The sequence below is a fragment of the Pseudomonas tehranensis genome, from assembly GCF_014268615.1.
Classification (GTDB): Bacteria; Pseudomonadota; Gammaproteobacteria; order Pseudomonadales; family Pseudomonadaceae; genus Aquipseudomonas; species Aquipseudomonas tehranensis.
The window spans coordinates 1-20,560 of sequence record NZ_JABWQV010000079.1; the positions used below are offsets into that span (position 1 = coordinate 1).

Genomic DNA, 20,560 nt, shown 5'->3' on the forward strand with positions numbered 1-20,560 from the left:
CTGCGACGACGATCCAGAGGGCGTTGATCGCCTCCCCCCGACGCAATGCCACGACGCCCAGGGCGCTCGCTCCCAAGACGGCCAGCAGTAGCCAGGGTATGTGGCGCAGCAGGCTATTATTATTTGTCATTTTTATATTCCGGCCAGGGTGGACAAGAAAGACAGCCATCGGAGTTTAGCGCTAACGAGAACAAAGGCCACCCCCCGACATTCGTCTGCCACCAGCCCAACGGTGACGACGGCGCGCCAGTTGGGTCTATAGTCAATCAATCTCCAGAAAGGAAGACGTAATGAGCGAACGCCGCCGCTTCGTACGAATCGAGTTCCATGCCCGGACCGAGTTGAGTCAGGGCGAGGGTGCGGAAAAACTGACTTGGCCGGTCGAACTGCTGGACCTGTCCCTCAAGGGCCTGCTGATTAAAAAGCCCGAGCCCTGGCTTGGCAATCCCGCAGAGACTTTCGTCGCTGACATTCATCTGAGCAATGAGGTGGAAGTGCGGATGGAGGTTCGGTTAACCCACGACGACCACGGTCACCTGGGCTTTGTCTGCGAGCATATCGACTTGGACTCCATCGCCCATCTGCGCCGGCTGGTGGAGTTGAATCTCGCCGACCAGGCTGAGCTGGAGCGGGAGCTGGCGGCGTTGATTCATATTTAAATATGCCGCGGGTCCTCTGTGGCGAGAGTATCGATGTGGGAGCAAGGCTTGCCCGCGATGGTAGCGATGCGGTCCTTCAAAATCGAGTCGTCTGCATCGCGAGCAAGCTTTGCTCCCACATAAAACCCCTTTCACAATTGCCAGCGTTATTCGAACAACGCATCCAGCGCCTGTTCCAGGCGGGTGACGGCAATGATCTGCAACCCCGGCGGTGCTTCCTTCGGCGCGTTGCCCTTGGGCACGATGGCGCGTTTGAAACCGTGCTTGGCGGCTTCCTTGAGTCGCTCCTGCCCACTGGGCACCGGCCGGACTTCCCCCGACAGCCCCACTTCACCGAACACCAGCAGATCATGGGGCAGCGGTCGATTGCGCAAGCTGGACATGACCGCCGCCATCAACGCCAGGTCAGACGCGGTTTCCAGCACTTTGACCCCGCCCACTACGTTGAGGAAAACATCCTGATCGTGGGTAGGAATGCCACCGTGTCGATGCAGGACGGCCAGCAGCATGGCGAGCCGATTCTGATCCAGCCCCAAGGTGACTCGACGCGGGTTCGCCAAATGGCTGTCATCCACCAGCGCCTGCACCTCCACCAGCATCGGCCGGGTGCCTTCCCAGGTCGCCATGACCACGCTGCCCGGCACTTCTTCCTGGGCGCGCGTGAGAAAAATCGCCGAAGGATTCGAGACTTCTTTCAAACCTCTGTCGGTCATGCCGAACACACCCAGCTCGTTGACGGCACCAAAGCGATTCTTCACTGCCCGTAACAACCGTAGGCGACCGTCGGATTCGCCCTCGAAATACAACACGGTATCAACCATGTGCTCCAGCACCCGCGGGCCTGCCAGCGCGCCTTCCTTGGTGACGTGCCCCACCAGGAAAATCGCCGTGCCACTCTGCTTGGCGTACCGCACCAGCAACGCCGCGCTTTCACGCACCTGGGACACGCCGCCCGGCGCCGATTGCAGTTGTTCGGTGAAAATCGTCTGGATCGAGTCGATCACCATGACCTTGGGTTTTTCCAGGCGGGCTGTGGCAATGATGGTTTCGATGCACGTCTCGGTCATGACCCGCAGTTGATCCTGGGGCAGCCCCAGACGCCGGGCGCGCATGGCGACTTGCTGCTGGGATTCCTCGCCAGTGACGTACAGCGCCGGCATGCGCGTGGCCAGGTTGCACAAGGTTTGCAGCAGGATGGTGGACTTACCGATGCCCGGGTCCCCGCCAATCAGCACGACCGAACCGTCCACCAGACCGCCGCCCAACACGCGGTCCAGCTCGCCGGACGCGGTGGAAAACCGTGGAATTTCCTCGACGCTGACTTCGGCCAGGGTCTTGATTTGCGCCTGCTGACCGGCCCACCCCGTGCGACCGGTGGGGGCTGCGGCACCGCCACTTTCCACCATGGTTTCGGTCAAGGTGTTCCAGGCACCGCACTCACTGCACTGGCCGGCCCATTTGGGAAAGGTCGAGCCGCACTCGGTGCAGCCATACATGCGCTTTGCCTTGGCCATCTGAACTCCGGGATAAAAACCGCGATGATAGCCCACGCTGGGGTCAGCGCGGGGCCGGCATTCTGATTTCACCGTTGGCCAGGTTCGCCGCGGTATTGCCCAACGGATCCTGGGCCTGCAGGTCCGCCCCTTTGGCCGCCAAGGCGTCGAGCAACTCGACGCGCTTGAACAGGCCGGCGTACATCGCAGCGGTCTGTCCGGCGCCGTTGCGCTGATCCGGGCTGCAATCGGTGGACAACAAACGACGCGCAATCTGCACTTCGCCCTTGAAGATGGCGCCCATCAGCGCCGTGTTGCCGCGTTTATCTTGGGCGCAGGCATCGGCGCCGGCGGCCAGCAGCCGCTCCACCGCCGGGCGATGGCCGTGATAAGCCGCGAGGATCAGGGCGGTGTAGCCCTTTTCATCCTGGGTGTCGAGCGCGTAACCGGCCTCGATAAAGGTCTCGAGAATCGGCACATCGCCGCGTCGGGCGGCGTCAAAGTAATAATTCTGCAATTGTTCTTGTACAGCCTCCGAGTCAGTAGGCACGGGTTGATCGGCCCACACGCTCAACGACCAGATTGCGAGCATCGAAAACAGGAAGTTACGCAGCATGACGTCTCCTTGGCGTAAGACTGTAGATGCAGGGTTGCGGGAGCATGGCTTGCCCGCAATGCAGACAACTCGGTCTAGCTTCAGACCGCAGCGCCTGCTTCGCGAGCAAGCTTTGCTCCCACCGGTTATGCACGTGCCAGGCTGTGGATCAATCGCTGAGTTTTTCCGCCAGCGCCTTGACCCGGACCAGATCGCCTTTGGCGACACGGGCCACGCCCGTACCGTATTCAGGGTCAGCCTTGTAGAGGAACGACAGGATGATGTGCTTGCTCTCATCATCAGTGGTCGCCAACGACCCGCCGAAACTTTCGATCAGGTCATTGCGCTCCTTCTGGTTGAACGAGCGGTACAGATCACCGGCTTGCTTGAAGTTCTGCTCACGCTGAATCTTCGCCTGCTGGGTACTGCCAGTCAGCGCGGTCTGGCTGTAGCGTGCCATTGGCTGTTCCTGGCGAGGCATCAGGCGGCTCGGCTGATAATTCACGCCGGTGCTGGTACTGCCCGAATTCATCGCGCCGTCCTGGTTGCCATTGTTGACCGCCACCTTCGGTGCATTGATGGGCAACTGAAGCGCGTTGGGCCCCACTCGATACATTTGCGTATCGGCATAGGAGAACACCCGCCCCTGCAACAGCCGATCTTCCGAAGGCTCAATACCCGGAACAAGATTGGCCGGCGCCATCGCCACCTGCTCGGTTTCCTGGAAAACATTCGCCGGGTTACGGTCCAAAACCATTTGCCCGACTTTGCGTTCAGGCACACCCGGCCAGATTTTGGTCGCGTCAAGGGGATCGAAATCAAACGTGGAAAGGTCCTGCGGGTTCAGCACCTGAACGTACAAGTCCCATTTCGGGAAGTCGCCCTTATTAATATGACTCACCAGATCGTTAGTCATATGGCTGTAATCTTGCCCCTGAACTTTCACAACTTCTTTCGGATCGAGATTTTTCAGGCCCTGCAAACTTTTCCAATGAAACTTGACGTAGTGAACTTCACCCTTTGCATTCACCAACTTGTAGGCATGCACACCGTTACCGTCCATTTCACGATAACTGGCCGGCGTGCCGGAATTGGAATACAACTCGGTCAGCGTGCGCGTTGCTTCGGGCACGTGAGAAAAGAAATCGAAACGGCGGGCGTCATCATCCAAGTTGGTCCGAGGGTCGGGTTTGAAAGCATGGACCATGTCTGGAAACTTGATGGCATCGCGAATGAAGAAGGTCGGGAAGTTGTTACCCACCAGATCCCAGTTACCCTCGGCCGTGTAGAACTTGGTGGCAAAACCACGGGGATCACGCAGGGTTTCCGGTGAGTGGTTGCCGTGTACGACGGCAGAAAAACGCACGAACACAGGCGTGGCCTGGCCAGCGGCGAAGACTTTGGCCTTGGTCAGATCACTGAGGTCATCGGTGACTGTAAATGTGCCATGGGCACCGGTTCCTCGTGCATGCACCACACGCTCGGGGATGCGCTCGCGGTCGAAGCGCTGGAGTTTCTGGATCAGTTGCACGTCTTGCAACAAGGTCGGCCCGTTAGGACCGGCTGTTTGCGAGTTCTGGTTGTCGCCCACGGCCGCACCGTTATCGCGGGTCAGGGTGGCCGCATTGACGGACAAGGACAACAGGCTGGCGGTGAGCACAAACAAGGCACGGCGATGGGGGAAAGTCCCGCCGCCAAGGGAAATGTTCATAGGCGTTTCCTCTGATGTTATAGAGCGCATCCATGTGCGCCTTGCAGAGGCTAGTGCCGGCAAAAGAAAAACCTAAATAGAAATGCCGCACCGATCCGATAGAAAAATCCTTATAGGGAATCGGCTCGGGACCACGTATCACGCGCGATTGATGGCACTTTGTAAACTTTTCGCCCAGACCCGAGTCGATAACTGGAGGTTTGTAAGCAGGCGTTTCGAGCAGGACGCGTTGGGCTGATTTACACTGCCACCATCCACTTCATCTGTCACAAGGAACAACTCATGGGCGTGATTAACGAGTTCAAGGCCTTCGCGGTCAAAGGCAATGTCGTCGACATGGCCGTCGGGATCATCATTGGCGCTGCTTTCGGCAAAATCGTTTCGTCATTCGTGGGCGATGTCATCATGCCTCCGATCGGCCTTTTGATTGGCGGGGTGGACTTCAGCGACCTGGCCATCACCCTCAAGGCGGCACAAGGCGATGCGCCTGCGGTGGTATTGGCCTATGGCAAATTCATTCAAAGCACCATTGATTTCATCATTGTGGCGTTTGCCATTTTCATGGGCGTCAAGGCCATCAACCGCCTCAAGCGCGAAGAAGCCGTTGCCCCCAGCGCTCCACCGGTTCCCACCAAGGAAGAACTGTTGCTGAGCGAAATTCGCGACCTGCTCAAGGCCCAGAACGAGAGGCCCTGACTCACACCTCGCCGCCTGTGGCGTGGTTTTTTGTCTCCACGCCACAGGCGCCTTTTCTACCAATAGTTTTCCACGGCCACCTGACCTGGCCGACGGCTGAGACTCAGATGCAGGCCTCTGGCCTTGAGCAGCTTGCGCGTGTCATCAATCATCTGCGGATTGCCGCACAACATCACCCGTGAGTGTTGCGGCGTCAGCTCGATGTCAGCCGCCCTTTCCAACTCGCCATTTTCGATCAGTGTCGTGATTCGTCCGCTGAGCGCACCGGGATGCTGCTCACGGGTGACGGTGGCGATGAAACGAAACTTATGGGCGTAGCCGGCCAGGTAGTCACGTTGGGTCAACCCTTTGATCAGCTCCTGATACGCCAGCTCGCGTGCCTCGCGAACGCTGTACACCAGAATGATCCTCTCGAATTTTTCCCATGCCTCGAAATCCTGGAGAATCGAAAGAAACGGTGCGACGCCCGTTCCCGTAGACAGCAACCACAAATCGCGCCCGTCAACGAAACGATCCAGCGTCAGATAACCAAAGGCCTGGCGATCCACCAGCAGGCTGTCGCCTGGCTGCAGCCGACTCAGTTCGCTGGTGAACTCGCCGTCCGGTACCACGATGGAAAAAAATTCGAGGAATTCATCGAACGGCGAAGACACCATGGAATATGCCCGCCAAACGAGGGTGCCATCCGCTTTGGCAACCCCCAGCCGGGCGAACTGGCCCGCCCGAAAACGAAAACCGCGATCCCGTGTGGTGCGCAACGTAAACAAATGAGGTGCCACTGGCTGCACATCGAGCAAGGTTTGACGGGTGAACTTCTCTGAGCTGTCGGTCATGAGCCACTCCAAGGGGACAAGACTTACAGTGTCCCGCAAAGTGAGGCCCTTCACCACTGACAACGAGTAGTGGCACTTTAGCCACTATCTCCCCCGGCGCCGAACATATCTTCTACCAGACTTATACAAAGCCATATCTACTGTAAAATCAAACTCGATAAGTTTATGTCTTAAACATTTCAAACTGTTAAGTAAACAAAAAAAATCTCACTGAAAATTAAGAATAGTCCTACACTAAAAATTCGCATCATGGATTGGATCCGCATGGACGAACTCAACCCAGGAGAGAGCGATGGACAAGTGGAAGGACTTGCTGTTGAGGAAGTTATCCTGTGAAAAGGACTTACAGACGGCCTATCGTCTAGTCCTGAATTTCTTTAACAATCAGGGATTTGAATATTGTGCATTCTCAGCCTATCTCGGAAGCCCGGACAAGCATACCAACAAGGTAAACCTGAATAACTACCCTTATGGATGGGACAGACTTTATGAACAGAACGGCTATGCGTCGAACGACCCACTAGTAGCACATTGCAATCAATCACCGCTCCCTATCTTGTGGGATGAGACTGTTTTTGCTCAGGCCCCCAAGTTGTGGCGAGAACTTAATCGACAGGGACTCAAGTATGGCTGGACCCAGGCCGTTCATGATGAACAGGGGGCACATTGCAGCCTTTTCAGCTTGGCTCGGACTCATTGCCCCATCGATATCGACGAGCACTACGCAAATCTCGGCTATGCCATTTTCGCCAGTCAAAGACTGCATGCGCTGGCCAGCAAAAAACTGGCTGACGCTGCCGCGACTACACAAAAGTGTCATTTATCACCCAGAGAGATCGAAGTACTGAGGTGGTCGGCCGAAGGCAAGACGGCTTCGGAAGTGGGCAGAATCCTCTGCCTCTCCGAGCGCACCGTGAACTTCCATGTGTGCAGTTGCATGCGAAAGCTCAACGTCAACAACAAAATCTCAGCGGTAGCCAAGGCGGCCCACATCCATGTGATCTGAACCGTGCGACGCGCTTACCCACCTGAAAAACCCGCGAGTAATGCCTGGCAAAAAAACGTACCATTTACGGCTCCACTTGAATGATGACGCTTCTCGCACGCGACGCAGTTCATTCAGGCGGTCCCGCTGAGACACCTGCCCCGGGGCAGCGGGACATTCGTTGATCTCCAGAGTCCCAGCCATGCCCTTGCTCGACAGTCCCTTCGCCCAACTTGACCTGATCCGCCAACCCGAACAGCAGAACGAGCCGCTGCAAGCCTTCGACGCGGCCGACGAATACCTGCTCGCGTATCTGGCCGAGCAACAACCGCTCGCCGCTACCCGGGTCCTGGTCCTCAATGACAGCTTTGGTGCCCTGGCGGCGAGCCTTGCCGGCAAGGTTGAAGTCATCAGCAGCAGCGACTCGTACCTGGCCTTGCATGCGCTGGAGAAAAACCTGGTGCGCAACGGCCTGCCCTTCGATGCAGTGCCGACGTTGCCGGCCAGTGAACCGTTGACCGGGCCTTTCGACCGCGTCCTGATCAAAGTGCCGAAAACCCTGGCCCTGCTGGAAGAACAGTTGATTCGCCTGCAAGGCCAATTGGCCCCCGGCGCCCAGGTGATTGCTGCTGCGATGGTCAAGCATCTGCCTCGAGCCGCCGGTGACCTGCTGGAACGTTACGTGGGCCCGGTGCAGGCCTCGCTGGCCGTGAAAAAAGCTCGCTTGTTGATCGCCACGCCAGAAGCGCTCCGGCCACAAACCCGAGTACCGGCAGCATCCCCCTACCCCACGCGCTACTGGCTGGAAGAACCGAAGATCGAATTGCTTAACCACGCCAACGTGTTCTGTCGCGAAGGCCTGGACATCGGCACCCGGGCATTTCTGCCGCATCTGCCAAAGAGCCTGGGCACCGCCCGCGTCGCGGACCTGGGGTGCGGCAACGGTGTACTGGCAATCGCCAGCGCCCTGCAGAATCCCGAGGCCCACTACACCCTGGTGGATGAATCGTACATGGCCGTACAGTCGGCCGCCGAGAACTGGCGCGCCGCCCTGGGCGAGCGTGAGATGACAATACGGGCCGGGGACGGTCTGGCCGGGCAAGAGGCGCAGTCATTGGATGTCGTGCTGTGTAATCCTCCCTTCCACCAACAGCAGGTGGTGGGCGACTTCCTGGCCTGGCGGATGTTTCAGCAGGCGCGCGAAGCACTGGTGGTCGGCGGCGCGCTGTACATCGTCGGCAATCGGCACCTGGGCTACCACAGCAAACTGGCGCGGTTGTTCCGGGGTGTCGAACAAGTGGCCGCGACCCCGAAATTCGTCATCCTCAAGGCCCGCAAATAATTTGACCCTGCCCCGGGAGTGTCAGTGGGTGGTCAGCCCTGCGGCGCTCATGAACATCCGCATCAGGCTGGCGACAATAAACAGCGCCAGCACACTGCCGGCCCAGATCAGCGCCAGCCAGCCAAGCCGCTGCCAGAGCGGCTTCTTTTCAGCCGCTTCGATGTCTTTCAAATCAGGCTTGGCCATTTTCAATGCCTCGCAGGTCAATCAATGGTAGCCGTCGTCATGGGTCACCTTGCCCCGGAACACGTAGTAGCTCCAGAAGGTGTACACCAGAATCAAAGGAATGATGAACAGCGTCCCGACCAGCATGAACCCCTGGCTCTGTGGCGGTGACGCCGCGTCCCAGATGGAGATGGATGGCGGCACGATGTTCGGCCACAAGCTGATGCCCAGACCGCTGTAACCGAGAAAGATCAGCGCCAGCGTCAGAAGGAACGGCGTGTAGTTGGCGTTGCGGGCGACGGCGCGAAACAACCCGTACATGGTCACCAGCACCAGGATCGGCACCGGCAGGAACCAGAACAGATTCGGCAGGGTAAACCAGCGCGCCGCGATATCGGCGTGGGCCAGCGGGGTCCAGATACTGACGATACCGATCACCGCCAGTACCCCGAACGCCAGCGGCCTGGCCAGGTCATGCATCTGCTCCTGCAACTTGCCTTCGGTTTTCATGATCAGCCAGGTGCAGCCGAGCAAGGCGTAGGCGACGATCAAGGCCAGGCCACAGAAGACGGTGAACGGTGTGAACCAGTCCAGGGAGCCGCCGGCGAACTGGCGATCGACCACTTCGAACCCATCGATGAACGCTCCCAGCGCCACGCCCTGGAAAAAGGTGGCCGTCAGGGAACCGCCGATGAACGCCTTGTCCCACAGATGGCGCTTGTCAGCCTTGGCCTTGAAGCGAAACTCAAAGGCCACGCCGCGAAAAATCAGCCCGATGAGCATCAGGATCAGCGGCAGGTACAGCGCCGAAAGCACCACCGAATAAGCCAACGGGAACGCTCCGAACAGGCCCGCGCCGCCCAGCACCAGCCAGGTTTCGTTACCGTCCCAGACGGGCGCCACGGTGTTCATCATCACGTCACGATCACGCTCGCCCTTGACGAAGGGGAAGAGAATGCCGATCCCCAGATCAAAGCCATCCATGATCACGTACATCATGATGCCGAAGATGATGACCACGGCCCAGATCAGCGGAAGATCAATACCCATGACTCAATTCCCCTTGTGCGAGCTGTCGTTATGGTCCGCTTCGTCGTCGCCATCATCGGCGGCGGACAATGGACGGGCCGGGGTACGCTTCTGACCAGGGCCACCATCGGCCGGCTCGTCTTCATGGGCTTCCGGTCCTTTGCGCACCAGGCGCAGCATGTAGCTCAGCCCCGCACCGAACAGCGCGAAATACACCACGACGAACAGCACAAGCGTGATACTCATCTGCGCAAAGCTGTGGCCGGACGAAGCATCGGCGGTGCGCATCAGGCCGTAGACCACCCAGGGCTGGCGACCGATTTCAGTGGTGAACCAGCCTGCCAGGATCGCGATAAGCCCGGACGGGCCCATCCACAACACCATGTGAAGGAACGGTCGCGATTGGTAGAGCCGGTCATTGCGGCGCAACCAGAGACTGCACAGACCGGTGAAAATCATCAGCAGGCCCAGGCCCACCATGACCCGGAACGACCAGAATACGATGGTCGAATTCGGTCGGTCTTCAGGCGGGAACTCCTTGAGGGCCGGCACCTGCTTGTCCAGGCTGTGGGTCAGGATCAGGCTACCCAGATACGGGATCTCCACGGCGAACCTGGTTTTTTCGGCTTGCATGTCTGGCCAGCCGAACAGAATCAGCGGGGTCGGCTCATTGCCGACGTTCTCCCAGTGCCCTTCGATGGCGGCGATCTTGGCCGGTTGATGCTTGAGGGTATTGAGCCCATGGAAGTCGCCGATGACCGCCTGTATCGGCGCTACCAGCAAGGCCATCCACATCGCCATCGACAGCATGCGGCGAATGGCCGGGGTGTCGCGACCGCGCAACAAGTGCCAGGCCGCCGACGAACCGACGAAAAACGCCGTGGCGACAAACGCTGCCGTGGACATGTGCAACAGGCGATAAGGGAACGAGGGGTTGAACACCACCGCCAACCAGTCCACCGGAATGACCCGGCCATCGATGATTTCGTAGCCCTGGGGAGTCTGCATCCAGCTGTTGGAGGACAGGATCCAGAACGTCGAGATGAGCGTGCCGATCGCTACCATGACTGTGGAAAAGAAATGCAGACCACGACCGACGCGATTCCACCCGAACAGCATCACCCCCAGAAACCCTGCCTCGAGGAAGAACGCCGTGAGCACCTCGTAAGTCAGCAGCGGCCCGGTGACCGCGCCGGCAAAATCAGAGAAACGACTCCAGTTGGTGCCGAACTGATAGGCCATGACCAACCCGGATACCACCCCCATGCCGAAGTTGACGGCGAAGATCTTCGACCAGAAGTGGTACAGGTCGCGGTAGGTGTCGTCGCGGGTCTTGAGCCACAAGCCCTCGAGTACCGCCAGGTAACTCGCCAGGCCGATGGTGATGGCCGGGAACAGGATATGGAACGAGATGGTGAACGCGAATTGGATTCGGGCGAGATCGAGCGCCTCCAAACCGAACATAAGTCTTCCTCTGTCAGGTAAAACCGGCTGCGGGCGGGGCTTGCGTCGCAACCTCCAGGGATATGGAGTGCGACGCTTTTCAAATCGTTCTTTTTTTAAACCGTCACAACGCAGGAACATGGCCGGATGGCCGCCAGCCCAAGGCCCCGGAGGGTATTGACCTGGATCAAGCAATGTTCAAAGAGTAGTCGCATTATCGCCGATGGACGGCGTGGTCTTTTGTCGCGTGACAGGTTGTCTCAGTGCGCGATAGAGCTGTGGGCATCGGTGAAGTCTCTTGTGGCGAGGGGATTTATCCCCGCTCTGTGGGAGCAAAGCTTGCTCGCGAAACAGTCACCTCCGATATCTGAACGACCGCGTCGCCCTCATCGCGGGCAAGCCTTGCTCCCACACAGGGATAATTCCCTCGCCACAAAAATTGCATCTCGATCTAAATCGATGCTTGGCTAACTATTTTTCCGGCAACCGCAACCTCCGGTTACAACTCGGTGATAATCTCGATGCCCTCATCACCGGACCCGTCATAGATGCCCAGCCAAGCGCCATTGCTGCTCCGCCACCATCGCCCCTTCATCGCCTTCTGGCTGGCCCGTATCTTCACCGCCAGTGGTTTCCAGATGCTCACGGTGGCCATCGGCTGGAATCTCTATCAACTGACCGGCAACGTATTGGACCTGGGTCTTGTAGGGTTGGTGGAGTTTGCTCCGCGTGTGCTGTTCATGCTGCACACCGGGCATGTGGCCGACCGCTATGATCGTCGCAAGGTCGCGGCGATCTGCCAGTCGTTGCAGGCAATGATTGCCCTGGCGCTGGTCATCGGCAGCGCCACTGATAACGTCACGCGGGAGATGATCTTCATCCTCGCCTTCCTGCTTGGCGCCGCCCGCTCCTTTGAGATGCCCACCACCCAGGCGCTGCTGCCGAGCATCGTGCCGGCCGCGCTGTTTCCCCGCGCCGTCGCCGCCGCGCAGTCGGCCCAGCAGTCCGCGACCATCGTCGCCCCGGCCCTGGGCGGTCTGCTCTATGCCTTTGGCAGCGTCTGGGTCTACGGGCCGACCGTGTTGCTCTACGTCATCGCCTGCTGCCTGATGCTCAACCTGCCCGCCCGCCAGACGCCACTGAACAAAGGCAAGGCAACCATGGATTCGTTGCTGGCCGGGATTCGCTTCATCCGCAGCCGCCCGGACATTCTCGGGGCGATTTCCCTGGACCTGTTCGCGGTCCTGCTGGGCGGTGCGACGGCGCTCTTGCCGGTGTTCGCCAAGGATATTCTGCTGACCGGCCCTTGGGGCCTGGGCCTGCTGCGCTCGGCTCCAGCGGTGGGGGCCTTGCTGATGTCGTTATGGCTGGCGCGGTTTGCCGTGGAGCGCAAGGTCGGTCGGGTGATGTTCACCGCCGTGGGCGTGTTCGGCGTCGCCACCATTGCCTTCGGCCTCTCCACTTCGTTCTGGTTTTCCCTGGCGGTATTGGTGGTGCTGGGCGCGGCGGACATGATCAGCATGGTGATCCGCGCCTCCTTCGTGCAGTTGGAAACACCGGACGAAATGCGCGGCCGGGTCAGCGCCGTGAACGGACTGTTCATTGGCGCCTCGAACCAGTTGGGCGAGTTCGAGTCCGGCCTGACCGCCCATTGGTTCGGCACCGTGCCGGCGGTGGTCATGGGCGGTGTCGGCACGCTGCTGGTGACCGGGGTCTGGATCAAACTGTTCCCGACCCTGGCCAACCGTGACCGGATGCACGAACCGGTGGAAGCTGCGAAAACCTAAAGCAATTTATCCAGCGTGATGGGAAAGTCCCGGACCCGTTTGCCGGTGGCGTGATAAATCGCATTGGCCACGGCCGCCGCCACACCGACAATGCCGATCTCACCGACGCCCTTGGAGCCGAGGGCATTGACGATCTCGTCGTGCTCGTCGACAAAAACCACGTCAATGTCGCCGATGTCGGCGTTCACCGGCACATGGTATTCCGCCAGGCTGTGATTCATGTGCCGGCCCAAGGCATGGTCAGTCAAGGTTTCTTCGTGCAAGGCCATACCGACGCCCCAAACCACGCCGCCGAGGATCTGACTGCGCGCGGTTTTCGGGTTGATCACCCGTCCGGCGGCGATGGCGCTGACCACCCGATTGACCTTCACCGTGCCCAAGTCCTCATCCACCAGCACTTCGACAAACACCGCCGAATGCGTGGCCGTGGCGTAGGCTTGGCGTTTTTCCTCCGGCTCGGCAGTGACCTGAACCTGCAAGGGTGTCTCGCCGCTTTTTTGCGCCAGCTCTGCCAACGAGACACAGGCCTCGCCCAAACGTAGCTGACCGTCGGCAAACGTCACTTGTTCAAGGGTCGCGCCAGCAAAGGCCGGGCAGGTCTGCCGCGCTACAGCCAGGAGTTTTTCGTTCAGGGCTTCACAGGCCTGCTGCACGGCGGTGCCCACCGACGAGACGGTGAACGAACCGCCCTGCAGCGGCGCAGTCGGCAGCGACGAATCACCGAGGATAAAGGTGACGTTTTCCAAGGAAATCCCTGACGCTTGGGCAGCGATCTGGGTCATGACTGTGTAGGTGCCGGTACCAATGTCAGTGGTGGCGCTGCTGACGGTCAACTGGCCGTTGGCATCCAGCGAGGCCCGAGCGCTGGCCTTCTGCTGCATGGCCTCCCACACACCGCCCGCCATGCCCCAACCGACCAACTGCCGACCTTCACGCATGCTGCGCGGTTCCGGGTTGCGCTTGTCCCAGCCGAAACGACGGGCACCTTGGGCATAGCATTCACGCAACTCCTTGCTGGAATAGGGTTTGCCTTCGTTCTCGTTACGCTCGGCATAGTTGAGCAACCGCAGCTGGATCGGGTCGATCGCCAGGGCACAGGCCAGTTCATCCATGGCGCACTCCAGACCGATCAGTCCCAGGGCAGCGCCGGGGGCGCGCATGTCCAGCGGCGTATAGACGTCCAGCGGCACCAGTTTGTAGGTCAATTCAACGTTGTCGCAGTGATAGAGCATGCCGCTCCACTCCACGACATGTTCGGTGAAATCCTCAAAGCGTGAGGTTTGGCCGATGGCCGTATGCGCCACCGCCAACAGTCGCCCGTTGGCGGCGGCCCCCAGTTGCACGCGCTGCAAGGTCCGTGGCCGATAGCCAAACGTAAACATCTGCTGACGCGTCAGGCTGACCCGCACCGAGCGCTTGAGCGCCAGCGCCGCCATCACCGCCAGGGGCAGTTGGTACTGTGGCCGCAGCCCGGAACCGAAGGCGCCGCCCACATAGGCGGCAAACACTCGCACCTGGTCTTTCTCAAGCCCGAAGACCTTTTGCACATAGGCCTGGCAGTTTTGCGTACCTTGGGTCTTGTCGTGGATGTGCAGGCTGCCGTCAGGCTGATACAGCACGGTGGAGGCATGAGGCTCCATCGGGTTGTGGTGTTCGATCGGTGTGCTGTAGGACACGTCCACACTGAGGGCCGAACTGGCGTACTCGCCCTGAAAATTCCCACGGGGCTTGGGCAATTCTGCAGGAGCCGGATGGGCTTCGTTTTGCAGGATGGCCAGATCGGTCTGATGGTCCTGGGCTTCATATTCGATTTCAATAAGCGAACCGGCGTAGCGGGCCAGCTCGAGATTTTCAGCGATCACCAAGGCCAATGGCTGGCCGCTGTAGAGGACCTGATCGTTATACAGCGGTCGGAACGGCGAACCCTCTGCCGCATCGGCGTCTTGGTAAGGCTCGTCGTCGCTGGCGATCCTGGGGCGGTTGGTGTGGTCGATCACCGTGACCACTCCGGGCAACGTCAACGCTCGGCTGGCATCGATGCGCCGCACGCGGCCACGGGCGATGCTGCCGGAGACGACGCTGCCGTGCAACAAACCGTCCTCGGGGTATTCGCCAGCATATCGGGCCTGGCCGGTGATCTTGAGCAGGCCATCGACCCGGTCAAGGGGTTGCCCTATGGATTTGCTCGAAGCATTCATCAGGCTTGTCCTCCCACCAGTGCGGCATCGCTCAAGGCGCGGACCACCGCACGGCGCGCCAGTCTGACCTTGAAGCCGTTATGTTCCAGCGGCTCGGCGCTTTGCAACAGCGCGTCAGCGGCAGCAGTGAAGGTTTCGCGGCTGACGGTCTGGCCGCTCAGCCAACTCTCCACGGCCCGGTCGCGCCAGGGTTTGTGGGCAACGCCCCCCAGGGCCAGGCGCGCCTGGCGGATCACCGGTCCGTCCAGCTCCAGCGCCGCCGCCACCGAAACCAGCGCAAAAGCGTAGGACGCCCGATCGCGAATTTTCAAGTAATGGCTGTGTTCAGCGAAACCGGCGGCAGGCAACTCAATAGCGGTGATCAGTTCATCATCGGCCAGTTGGTTGTCCCGTTCCGGGGCATCGCCGGGCAGACGGTGAAAGTCAGCGAACTCGATGGTCCGTGCCCCGCCCCGACCGACAACATGCACCACGGCCTCCAGGGCAGCCAGCGCCACGCACATGTCAGAGGGGTGCGTGGCGACACATTGATCACTGGCGCCGAATATCGCGTGCATACGATTCAAGCCGTCCCGAGCCGGGCAACCGCTGCCGGGGCGCCGCTTGTTGCATGGCACGTTGGCGTCATAGAAGTAATAACAACGGGTGCGTTGCAGGAGGTTACCGCCGGTGCTGGCCATGTTGCGCAACTGCGGCGAGGCGCCCGCCAGGATGGCCTGGGAGAGCAGCGGGTAGCGGCGCTGGATCCAGGGATGCCAAGCCAGGTCAGCATTGCTCACCAACGCGCCGATCATCACCCCGCCGGAAGGGGTTTCACTGAGGTCGGCCAAGGGCAGCCCGGTAATGTCGATCAGGTGCTCGGGGCGGGTGAGGTTTTCTTTCATCAGGTCCAGCAGGTTGGTGCCACCGGCAATGAAGCGTGAAACCGGGCTCGACAAGTCGACAGCGGCCTGCACGGTGTCGGGCTTGCTGTAGTGGAAAGGGTTCATTGATCACCTCCCTGCTGCTGGCAGAGCGGCAATGCCTCTTCGATAGCGTCACGGATGTTGTTGTAGGCGCCGCACCGGCAGAGATTGCCGCTCATCAGTTCACTGATCTGCCCCTTAGTCTGTGCCCGACCTTCGTTGGCCAATCCCACCGCAGAGCAGATCTGCCCAGGCGTGCAGTAACCGCACTGGAAGGCGTCGTGCTTGATGAAAGCCTGCTGCATGGGATGCAGCTGATCAGCGCTGGCCAACCCCTCGATGGTGGTCAGCTCAGCGCCGTCGCACATCACCGCCAGCGTCAGGCAGGCGTTGATCCGCTTGCCGTCGCGCAGCACCGTACAGGCGCCACATTGGCCGTGGTCGCAGCCTTTCTTGCTGCCCACCAAATCCAGTTGCTCACGCAGCAGGTCCAGCAGCGTGGTCCAGGGCAGCACTTGCAGTTCGCGTGCCTGGCCATTGAGCGTCAGGCGGATCGGATGGCGGACGAAGGACGCCTGTGTCGTTTCGGACAAGGTCGCGCTCATAAACACCTCACGGTTGGTCGTACACTCGCGGCGTTTTCGCAAACCGCCGTCATAAGGGGTACGACTTCGGGGTGAGGTGAGCGTTCAAGGCAAATGATTGATGCTGGAAGCCAGCGCCTTCAGTGGGTCAGCTTGTATTGAGGTTGAATGTGCTGACGCCATCGCGAGCAGGCTCGCTCCCACATTGGCTTTCGGGTGATCATAGATCCTGCATCCATCATAAACTCCTGTGGGAGCGAGCCTGCTCGCGATAGCGGTAGGTCAGCTTGCATTGATGTTGGCGGGAGCAAGCGCCCTTGCCACAGACCGCTGCCGGCTTGAAGCGTTTCAGGCCAGCAACTCCGCCGCCACCACACCCCTCACGCCCTTGCCGCTGAGTTGCTCCACCAGCGTCAAGGCAAACGCCAGCGCGGCGGCCGAGCCTTGGGCGGTGATGCAGTTGCCGTCCACCACCACCGGCTGATCGACAAAATTGCAACCGGACAGTTGCTGGCTCACGGCGGGCAGGCAAGTCATGCGGCGCTGGCGCAGTACGCCGAACGCTTGCAAGGCAAGGGCCGGGGCTTCGGCGATGGCGGCGAAGAAACGTCCGGCTGTGGCCTGGTCCTTGATCAGTTGTTGCAGTGGCTGATGGGCCGCCAGGTGTTGGGCGCCGATGATGCCGCCGGGCAGGACGATCAAGTCAAAGCCCTGCGCCAACAAGTCCACCAGCATGCCGTCGGCGGTCAGGCGCGTGCCGCGGGCGCAGGTCAGCATCCGCCGCCCCTCGATACTCGCCACCACCACTTCGACCTGAGCCCGGCGCAGCACATCGATCAATGTGACGGTCTGCAAATCGTCGACACCTTCGGCGACGGCAATCAGGGCTCGGGGGATCTTGGTTCCAGGAATCATGGGCGCTCTCCGCTGGGTGATGCTTGTAGTGTAGGAGTTGCCGAAGGCTCGGGCCGGGTTCGAGCGATCTTTTGACCTTTAGCTGGGGGTTCAAGCGCCGGGGGAAAGATCGCAGCCTCGCTTCGCTCGACAGCTCCTACAGAGGGGCGGCGGGTCATTTGATGTACAGCTGGGTCGACATCCGGTTGCCTGGGGCGTTGATCGACTGGTTGCTGAAGTTGAAGGTACCTTCCTGCTTGCCCTTCAGATCGAAGATGTACAAATAGCCGACCGTTTGAGTCCCGTTCGAGCAGTCATTCAGGTTGCCATTGCTGAACGCACACACCGGCGAGCGGGTGCCATCGACGTCAAAACCGTCCAGCGTGACATGGGGCTGACGGCCGTAACCCACCTCCAGCACATAGACCTTGATACTCGGGCCGCTGTGATTGCAACGGGTCTGCGCTTGCCCTTGGGCGATGTCTTCGAAGCCACAGGCGGGCGACTCGACCTTGAGCACCTTGACCTCGCTCAGGGGCGGTGCCGAAGCGGCATTGACGGCCTGCGAATGCAGCCCCAGGCCCAGCGCACATGCCCATGCGGCCAACAGGTGTTTTTTCATACGATGCATAAAGACCTCCCGGAACCGCGCGCAGTATGGCCCACTTGGCGCGTCGGCAAAACATCGACGAGGATCGCAGCCATTGCGCCACGCTGCTGGTATGATGCGCGGCTTTTTCCGACCCACAGAAAATTCCCGAGCGCCCCTGGCGGTCTGTGCTTTGCTGTTGAGGTCGATACATTCACGGCGCCCGGCGCGCCACGGGGAGCAGACATGCTGGAAAGGCTGTTTCAACTCAAGGCACACAACACCAACGTGCGGACCGAGATTCTGGCGGGCGTCACGACCTTCCTGGCCATGGCCTACATTCTGTTCGTCAACCCGAGCATCCTCGGCGAAACCGGCATGGACAAGGGAGCGTTGTTCGTCGCCACCTGCCTGGCGGCGGCCATCGGTTCCGCAACCATGGGGTTGATCGCCAACTACCCGATCGCCCTCGCGCCGGGCATGGGCCTGAACGCGTTTTTCACCTACACCGTGGTCCTGCACATGGGCCATACCTGGCAAGTGGCGCTGGGCGCGGTGTTCATTTCCGCCGTGTTGTTCTTCCTGCTGTCGATCTTTCGCATCCGCGAATGGATCATCAACAGCATCCCGCTGCCCCTGCGCTCGGCCATCGCCGCCGGTATCGGCCTGTTCCTGGCGCTGATCGCTCTGAATAATGCCGGCATCGTGGTGAAAAACCCGGCAACCATGGTCGGCCTCGGTGATTTGAAACAACCGGCGCCGATCCTCGCCACCCTCGGCTTCATCCTGATCGTTGGCCTCGAAGCGCTTAAGGTGCGCGGAGCGGTGCTGATCGGCATCCTGGCGGTCACCCTCGCCTCGATCCTGATGGGCTTCACCCCGTTCGGCGGAATCATGTCCATGCCGCCATCGCTGGCCCCGACCTTCCTGCAACTGGACATCAAGGGCGCCCTGGACATCGGTCTGGTGAGCGTGATTTTCGCCTTCCTGTTCGTCGACCTGTTCGACAATTCCGGCACCCTGATCGGCGTCGCCAAGCGCGCCGGACTGATGGGCAAGGACGGGCACATGCCGAAAATGGGCCGGGCGCTGATCGCCGACAGCACCGCCGCCATGGCCGGCTCGCTGCTGGGCACCTCCACCACCACCAGCTACATCGAATCGGCGGCGGGCGTCAGCGCCGGCGGCCGCACCGGCCTGACCGCCATCGTCGTGGCGGTCCTGTTCCTGCTGGCGCTGTTCTTCTCGCCACTGGCCTCCAGCGTCCCGGCCTTCGCCACCGCGCCAGCCCTGTTGTTCGTCGCCGTGCTGATGACCTCGGGCCTGGCGGAAATCGACTGGGACGACATCACCGTGGCCGCTCCCGTGGTGATTACCGCGCTGGCGATGCCGTTCACCTATTCCATCGCCAACGGCATTGCCTTCGGCTTCATCGCCTGGACCGCCATCAAACTGGTGTCTGGCCGTGGCCGTGAGCTGAACCCGGCGCTGGTCATCCTGTCGATTCTGTTCGTGATCAAGTTGGGTTGGTTCAACGCATGACTTTTGATTCCCAGGCCTACGCCGCCCAACTCCAGGACAAGGTCAGCCGCTTGCGTGACCTGCTGGCCCCGTTCGATGCACCGCAGCCTGCGGTGTTCGACTCACCGCTGGAGCACTTTCGCCTGCGGGCCGAATTCCGCCTGTGGCGCGAAGCGGGCGAACGGCATTACGCGATGTTCTCCCAGGACGACAAGCGCACGCCGATCCTCATCGAGGAATTCCCCATTGCCAGCCTGCGCATCAATCAGTTGATGCCGCAACTCAAGGCCGCCTGGCAAGCCAGCGCGCCGCTGAGTCATAAGCTGTTCCAGGTGGAGTTCCTGACCACCCTGGCCGGCGATGCGATGATCACCCTGTGTTACCACCGCCCGCTGGATGAGCACTGGCACGCAGCGGCCACGAAGCTGGCGAACGACCTTGGCGTGAGCATCATTGGTCGCTCCAAGGGCAAACGGGAAGTGATCGGCCATGATTACGTGGTGGAGAAACTCGACGTCGGTGGCCGCACTTTCAGCTACCGCCAGCCCGAAGGCGCCTTCACCCAGCCCAACGGCACCGTGAACCAGAAGATGCTCAACTGGGCTTATGAGGCATTGGGTGATCGCAGTGATGATCTGCTGGAGCTGTACTGCGGTAACGGCAACTTCACCCTGCCTCTGGCCACCCGCGTACGCAAAGTGCTGGCGACCGAGATCAGCAAGACGTCGGTGAACGCCGCGCTGAGCAACCTCAGCGAGAACGCTGTGGATAACGTGACCCTGGTGCGCCTGTCAGCCGAAGAATTGACCCAGGCCCTGAACGAAGTCCGCCCGTTCCGTCGCTTGCATGGCATCGATCTCAAGAGCTACGAATTCGGCAGCGTCTTCGTCGATCCGCCCCGCGCCGGCATGGACCCGGACACCTGCGAACTGACCCGGCGCTTCGACAATATCCTGTACATCTCCTGCAACCCCGAAACCCTCGCCGCCAACATCGCGCAACTGCACGATACCCACCGCATCACCCGCTGCGCGATGTTCGATCAATTCCCCTGGACTCACCACATGGAATCCGGGGTGTTGTTGACTCGGCGGTAAGCACAGCCCCTGTGGCGAGGGAGCTTGCTCCCGC

The 20,560-nt window shown here is 60.4% G+C and carries 19 protein-coding genes and 1 pseudogene; 7 read left to right on the plus strand and 13 right to left on the minus strand.

Annotation, left to right across the window (positions count from 1 at the left end):
* A pseudogene (locus tag HU811_RS27305) lies at window positions 1-130 on the minus strand (carbon starvation CstA family protein); the annotation flags it as partial.
* Window positions 131-290: 160 nt separating this feature from the next.
* On the opposite strand from HU811_RS27305, the gene HU811_RS13860 reads away from it, so the two are divergent.
* Entirely contained in the window at window positions 291-659 is a 369-nt protein-coding gene (locus tag HU811_RS13860; RefSeq protein WP_186656435.1) for a PilZ domain-containing protein, read from the plus strand.
* A 146-nt stretch (window positions 660-805) separates the two neighbouring features.
* On the opposite strand, the gene radA is transcribed toward HU811_RS13860, so the two are convergent.
* The 3 genes from radA to katB all read right to left on the minus strand — a co-directional run bounded on the left by radA (window position 806) and on the right by katB (window position 4,458).
* Entirely contained in the window at window positions 806-2,173 is a 1,368-nt protein-coding gene (gene radA, locus HU811_RS13865; protein ID WP_003185644.1) for a DNA repair protein RadA, read from the minus strand.
* Window positions 2,174-2,216: 43 nt separating this feature from the next.
* Window positions 2,217-2,768: an ankyrin repeat domain-containing protein gene (locus HU811_RS13870; RefSeq protein WP_437179490.1), complete on the minus strand. Its 552-nt coding sequence runs from the start codon at window positions 2,766-2,768 to the stop codon at window positions 2,217-2,219.
* Between the two features lie 148 nt (window positions 2,769-2,916).
* The gene (gene katB / locus HU811_RS13875) at window positions 2,917-4,458 is read right to left on the minus strand and encodes a catalase KatB (RefSeq protein ID WP_092459807.1); all 1,542 of its coding nucleotides are present in this window, start codon (window positions 4,456-4,458) and stop codon (window positions 2,917-2,919) included.
* 282 nt (window positions 4,459-4,740) lie between these two features.
* Between katB and mscL the strand changes: the two genes are divergently transcribed.
* Window positions 4,741-5,154, plus strand: a complete 414-nt coding sequence (gene mscL / locus HU811_RS13880; protein ID WP_047229580.1) for a large-conductance mechanosensitive channel protein MscL — start codon at window positions 4,741-4,743, stop codon at window positions 5,152-5,154.
* 56 nt (window positions 5,155-5,210) lie between these two features.
* Here mscL and HU811_RS13885 read toward each other — a convergent pair whose 3' ends face one another.
* Window positions 5,211-5,987, minus strand: coding sequence for a ferredoxin--NADP reductase (locus tag HU811_RS13885; protein WP_186656437.1), 777 nt, complete (start codon window positions 5,985-5,987; stop codon window positions 5,211-5,213).
* Window positions 5,988-6,279: 292 nt separating this feature from the next.
* On the opposite strand from HU811_RS13885, the gene HU811_RS13890 reads away from it, so the two are divergent.
* Together HU811_RS13890 and HU811_RS13895 are read left to right on the plus strand one after the other, a co-directional pair.
* The gene (locus HU811_RS13890; protein ID WP_186656439.1) at window positions 6,280-6,993 is read left to right on the plus strand and encodes an autoinducer binding domain-containing protein; all 714 of its coding nucleotides are present in this window, start codon (window positions 6,280-6,282) and stop codon (window positions 6,991-6,993) included.
* 181 nt (window positions 6,994-7,174) lie between these two features.
* On the plus strand, window positions 7,175-8,314 hold the full coding sequence (locus tag HU811_RS13895; RefSeq protein ID WP_186656441.1) for a methyltransferase: 1,140 nt from the start codon (window positions 7,175-7,177) through the stop codon (window positions 8,312-8,314).
* Window positions 8,315-8,335: 21 nt separating this feature from the next.
* Here the strand turns inward: HU811_RS13895 and HU811_RS13900 are convergent, their stop codons facing one another.
* Genes HU811_RS13900 through HU811_RS13910 form a run of 3 tightly spaced genes read right to left on the minus strand, consistent with a single transcriptional unit; the run spans window position 8,336 to window position 10,972 of the window.
* Window positions 8,336-8,500: a DUF2474 domain-containing protein gene (locus tag HU811_RS13900; RefSeq protein ID WP_092402355.1), complete on the minus strand. Its 165-nt coding sequence runs from the start codon at window positions 8,498-8,500 to the stop codon at window positions 8,336-8,338.
* A gap of 21 nt (window positions 8,501-8,521) precedes the next feature.
* Entirely contained in the window at window positions 8,522-9,529 is a 1,008-nt protein-coding gene (cydB, locus tag HU811_RS13905) for a cytochrome d ubiquinol oxidase subunit II (RefSeq protein WP_092459799.1), read from the minus strand.
* A 3-nt stretch (window positions 9,530-9,532) separates the two neighbouring features.
* Window positions 9,533-10,972, minus strand: coding sequence for a cytochrome ubiquinol oxidase subunit I (locus tag HU811_RS13910; protein ID WP_092459797.1), 1,440 nt, complete (start codon window positions 10,970-10,972; stop codon window positions 9,533-9,535).
* Window positions 10,973-11,499: 527 nt separating this feature from the next.
* On the opposite strand from HU811_RS13910, the gene HU811_RS13915 reads away from it, so the two are divergent.
* Window positions 11,500-12,738: an MFS transporter gene (locus HU811_RS13915; RefSeq protein WP_092459795.1), complete on the plus strand. Its 1,239-nt coding sequence runs from the start codon at window positions 11,500-11,502 to the stop codon at window positions 12,736-12,738.
* Here the strand turns inward: HU811_RS13915 and HU811_RS13920 are convergent.
* The 5 genes from HU811_RS13920 to HU811_RS13940 form a co-directional block, all read right to left on the minus strand.
* Window positions 12,735-14,936, minus strand: a complete 2,202-nt coding sequence (locus tag HU811_RS13920; RefSeq protein WP_186656443.1) for a xanthine dehydrogenase family protein molybdopterin-binding subunit — start codon at window positions 14,934-14,936, stop codon at window positions 12,735-12,737. The two genes, HU811_RS13915 and HU811_RS13920, sit on opposite strands and share 4 nt — an antisense overlap.
* Entirely contained in the window at window positions 14,936-15,925 is a 990-nt protein-coding gene (locus HU811_RS13925) for an FAD binding domain-containing protein (RefSeq protein ID WP_186656445.1), read from the minus strand. The genes HU811_RS13920 and HU811_RS13925 overlap by 1 nt, the downstream gene beginning before the upstream one ends.
* Window positions 15,922-16,446 carry a (2Fe-2S)-binding protein gene (locus tag HU811_RS13930; protein ID WP_186656448.1) on the minus strand — a complete coding sequence of 175 codons (525 nt, stop codon included), beginning with the start codon at window positions 16,444-16,446 and terminating at the stop codon, window positions 15,922-15,924. Before HU811_RS13930 ends, HU811_RS13925 begins: the two co-directional genes overlap by 4 nt.
* A gap of 327 nt (window positions 16,447-16,773) precedes the next feature.
* On the minus strand, window positions 16,774-17,340 hold the full coding sequence (locus HU811_RS13935; protein WP_186656450.1) for a DJ-1 family glyoxalase III: 567 nt from the start codon (window positions 17,338-17,340) through the stop codon (window positions 16,774-16,776).
* Between the two features lie 154 nt (window positions 17,341-17,494).
* The gene (locus HU811_RS13940; protein WP_092459780.1) at window positions 17,495-17,950 is read right to left on the minus strand and encodes a DUF4879 domain-containing protein; all 456 of its coding nucleotides are present in this window, start codon (window positions 17,948-17,950) and stop codon (window positions 17,495-17,497) included.
* Between the two features lie 204 nt (window positions 17,951-18,154).
* Here HU811_RS13940 and HU811_RS13945 point away from each other — a divergent pair, with 204 nt between their 5' ends.
* Both HU811_RS13945 and trmA read left to right on the plus strand, forming a co-directional pair.
* Window positions 18,155-19,450, plus strand: coding sequence for an NCS2 family permease (locus tag HU811_RS13945; protein ID WP_092402327.1), 1,296 nt, complete (start codon window positions 18,155-18,157; stop codon window positions 19,448-19,450).
* Complete coding sequence (trmA, locus tag HU811_RS13950; RefSeq protein WP_186656451.1) at window positions 19,447-20,526, plus strand: tRNA (uridine(54)-C5)-methyltransferase TrmA; 1,080 nt, start codon at window positions 19,447-19,449, stop codon at window positions 20,524-20,526. Before HU811_RS13945 ends, trmA begins: the two co-directional genes overlap by 4 nt.
* Window positions 20,527-20,560 lie beyond the last annotated feature (34 nt).

Excerpts from the sequence above, each read along its gene's own strand:
- HU811_RS13860 (WP_186656435.1), top strand. The coding sequence starts at position 291 with ATGAGCGAACGCCGCCGCTTCGTACGAATCGAGTTCCATGCCCGGACC.
- HU811_RS13890 (WP_186656439.1), top strand. The coding sequence starts at position 6,280 with ATGGACAAGTGGAAGGACTTGCTGTTGAGGAAGTTATCCTGTGAAAAG.
- HU811_RS13885 (WP_186656437.1), bottom strand. The coding sequence starts at position 5,987 with ATGACCGACAGCTCAGAGAAGTTCACCCGTCAAACCTTGCTCGATGTG.
- HU811_RS13870 (WP_437179490.1), bottom strand. The coding sequence starts at position 2,768 with ATGCTGCGTAACTTCCTGTTTTCGATGCTCGCAATCTGGTCGTTGAGC.
- HU811_RS13900 (WP_092402355.1), bottom strand. The coding sequence starts at position 8,500 with ATGGCCAAGCCTGATTTGAAAGACATCGAAGCGGCTGAAAAGAAGCCG.
- radA (WP_003185644.1), bottom strand. The coding sequence starts at position 2,173 with ATGGCCAAGGCAAAGCGCATGTATGGCTGCACCGAGTGCGGCTCGACC.
- HU811_RS13935 (WP_186656450.1), bottom strand. The coding sequence starts at position 17,340 with ATGATTCCTGGAACCAAGATCCCCCGAGCCCTGATTGCCGTCGCCGAA.
- HU811_RS13930 (WP_186656448.1), bottom strand. The coding sequence starts at position 16,446 with ATGAGCGCGACCTTGTCCGAAACGACACAGGCGTCCTTCGTCCGCCAT.
- HU811_RS13915 (WP_092459795.1), top strand. The coding sequence starts at position 11,500 with ATGCCCAGCCAAGCGCCATTGCTGCTCCGCCACCATCGCCCCTTCATC.
- HU811_RS13920 (WP_186656443.1), bottom strand. The coding sequence starts at position 14,936 with ATGAATGCTTCGAGCAAATCCATAGGGCAACCCCTTGACCGGGTCGAT.
- cydB (WP_092459799.1), bottom strand. The coding sequence starts at position 9,529 with ATGGGTATTGATCTTCCGCTGATCTGGGCCGTGGTCATCATCTTCGGC.
- HU811_RS13945 (WP_092402327.1), top strand. The coding sequence starts at position 18,155 with ATGCTGGAAAGGCTGTTTCAACTCAAGGCACACAACACCAACGTGCGG.
- HU811_RS13940 (WP_092459780.1), bottom strand. The coding sequence starts at position 17,950 with ATGCATCGTATGAAAAAACACCTGTTGGCCGCATGGGCATGTGCGCTG.
- trmA (WP_186656451.1), top strand. The coding sequence starts at position 19,447 with ATGACTTTTGATTCCCAGGCCTACGCCGCCCAACTCCAGGACAAGGTC.
- katB (WP_092459807.1), bottom strand. The coding sequence starts at position 4,458 with ATGAACATTTCCCTTGGCGGCGGGACTTTCCCCCATCGCCGTGCCTTG.
- HU811_RS13925 (WP_186656445.1), bottom strand. The coding sequence starts at position 15,925 with ATGAACCCTTTCCACTACAGCAAGCCCGACACCGTGCAGGCCGCTGTC.
- HU811_RS13910 (WP_092459797.1), bottom strand. The coding sequence starts at position 10,972 with ATGTTCGGTTTGGAGGCGCTCGATCTCGCCCGAATCCAATTCGCGTTC.
- HU811_RS13895 (WP_186656441.1), top strand. The coding sequence starts at position 7,175 with ATGCCCTTGCTCGACAGTCCCTTCGCCCAACTTGACCTGATCCGCCAA.
- mscL (WP_047229580.1), top strand. The coding sequence starts at position 4,741 with ATGGGCGTGATTAACGAGTTCAAGGCCTTCGCGGTCAAAGGCAATGTC.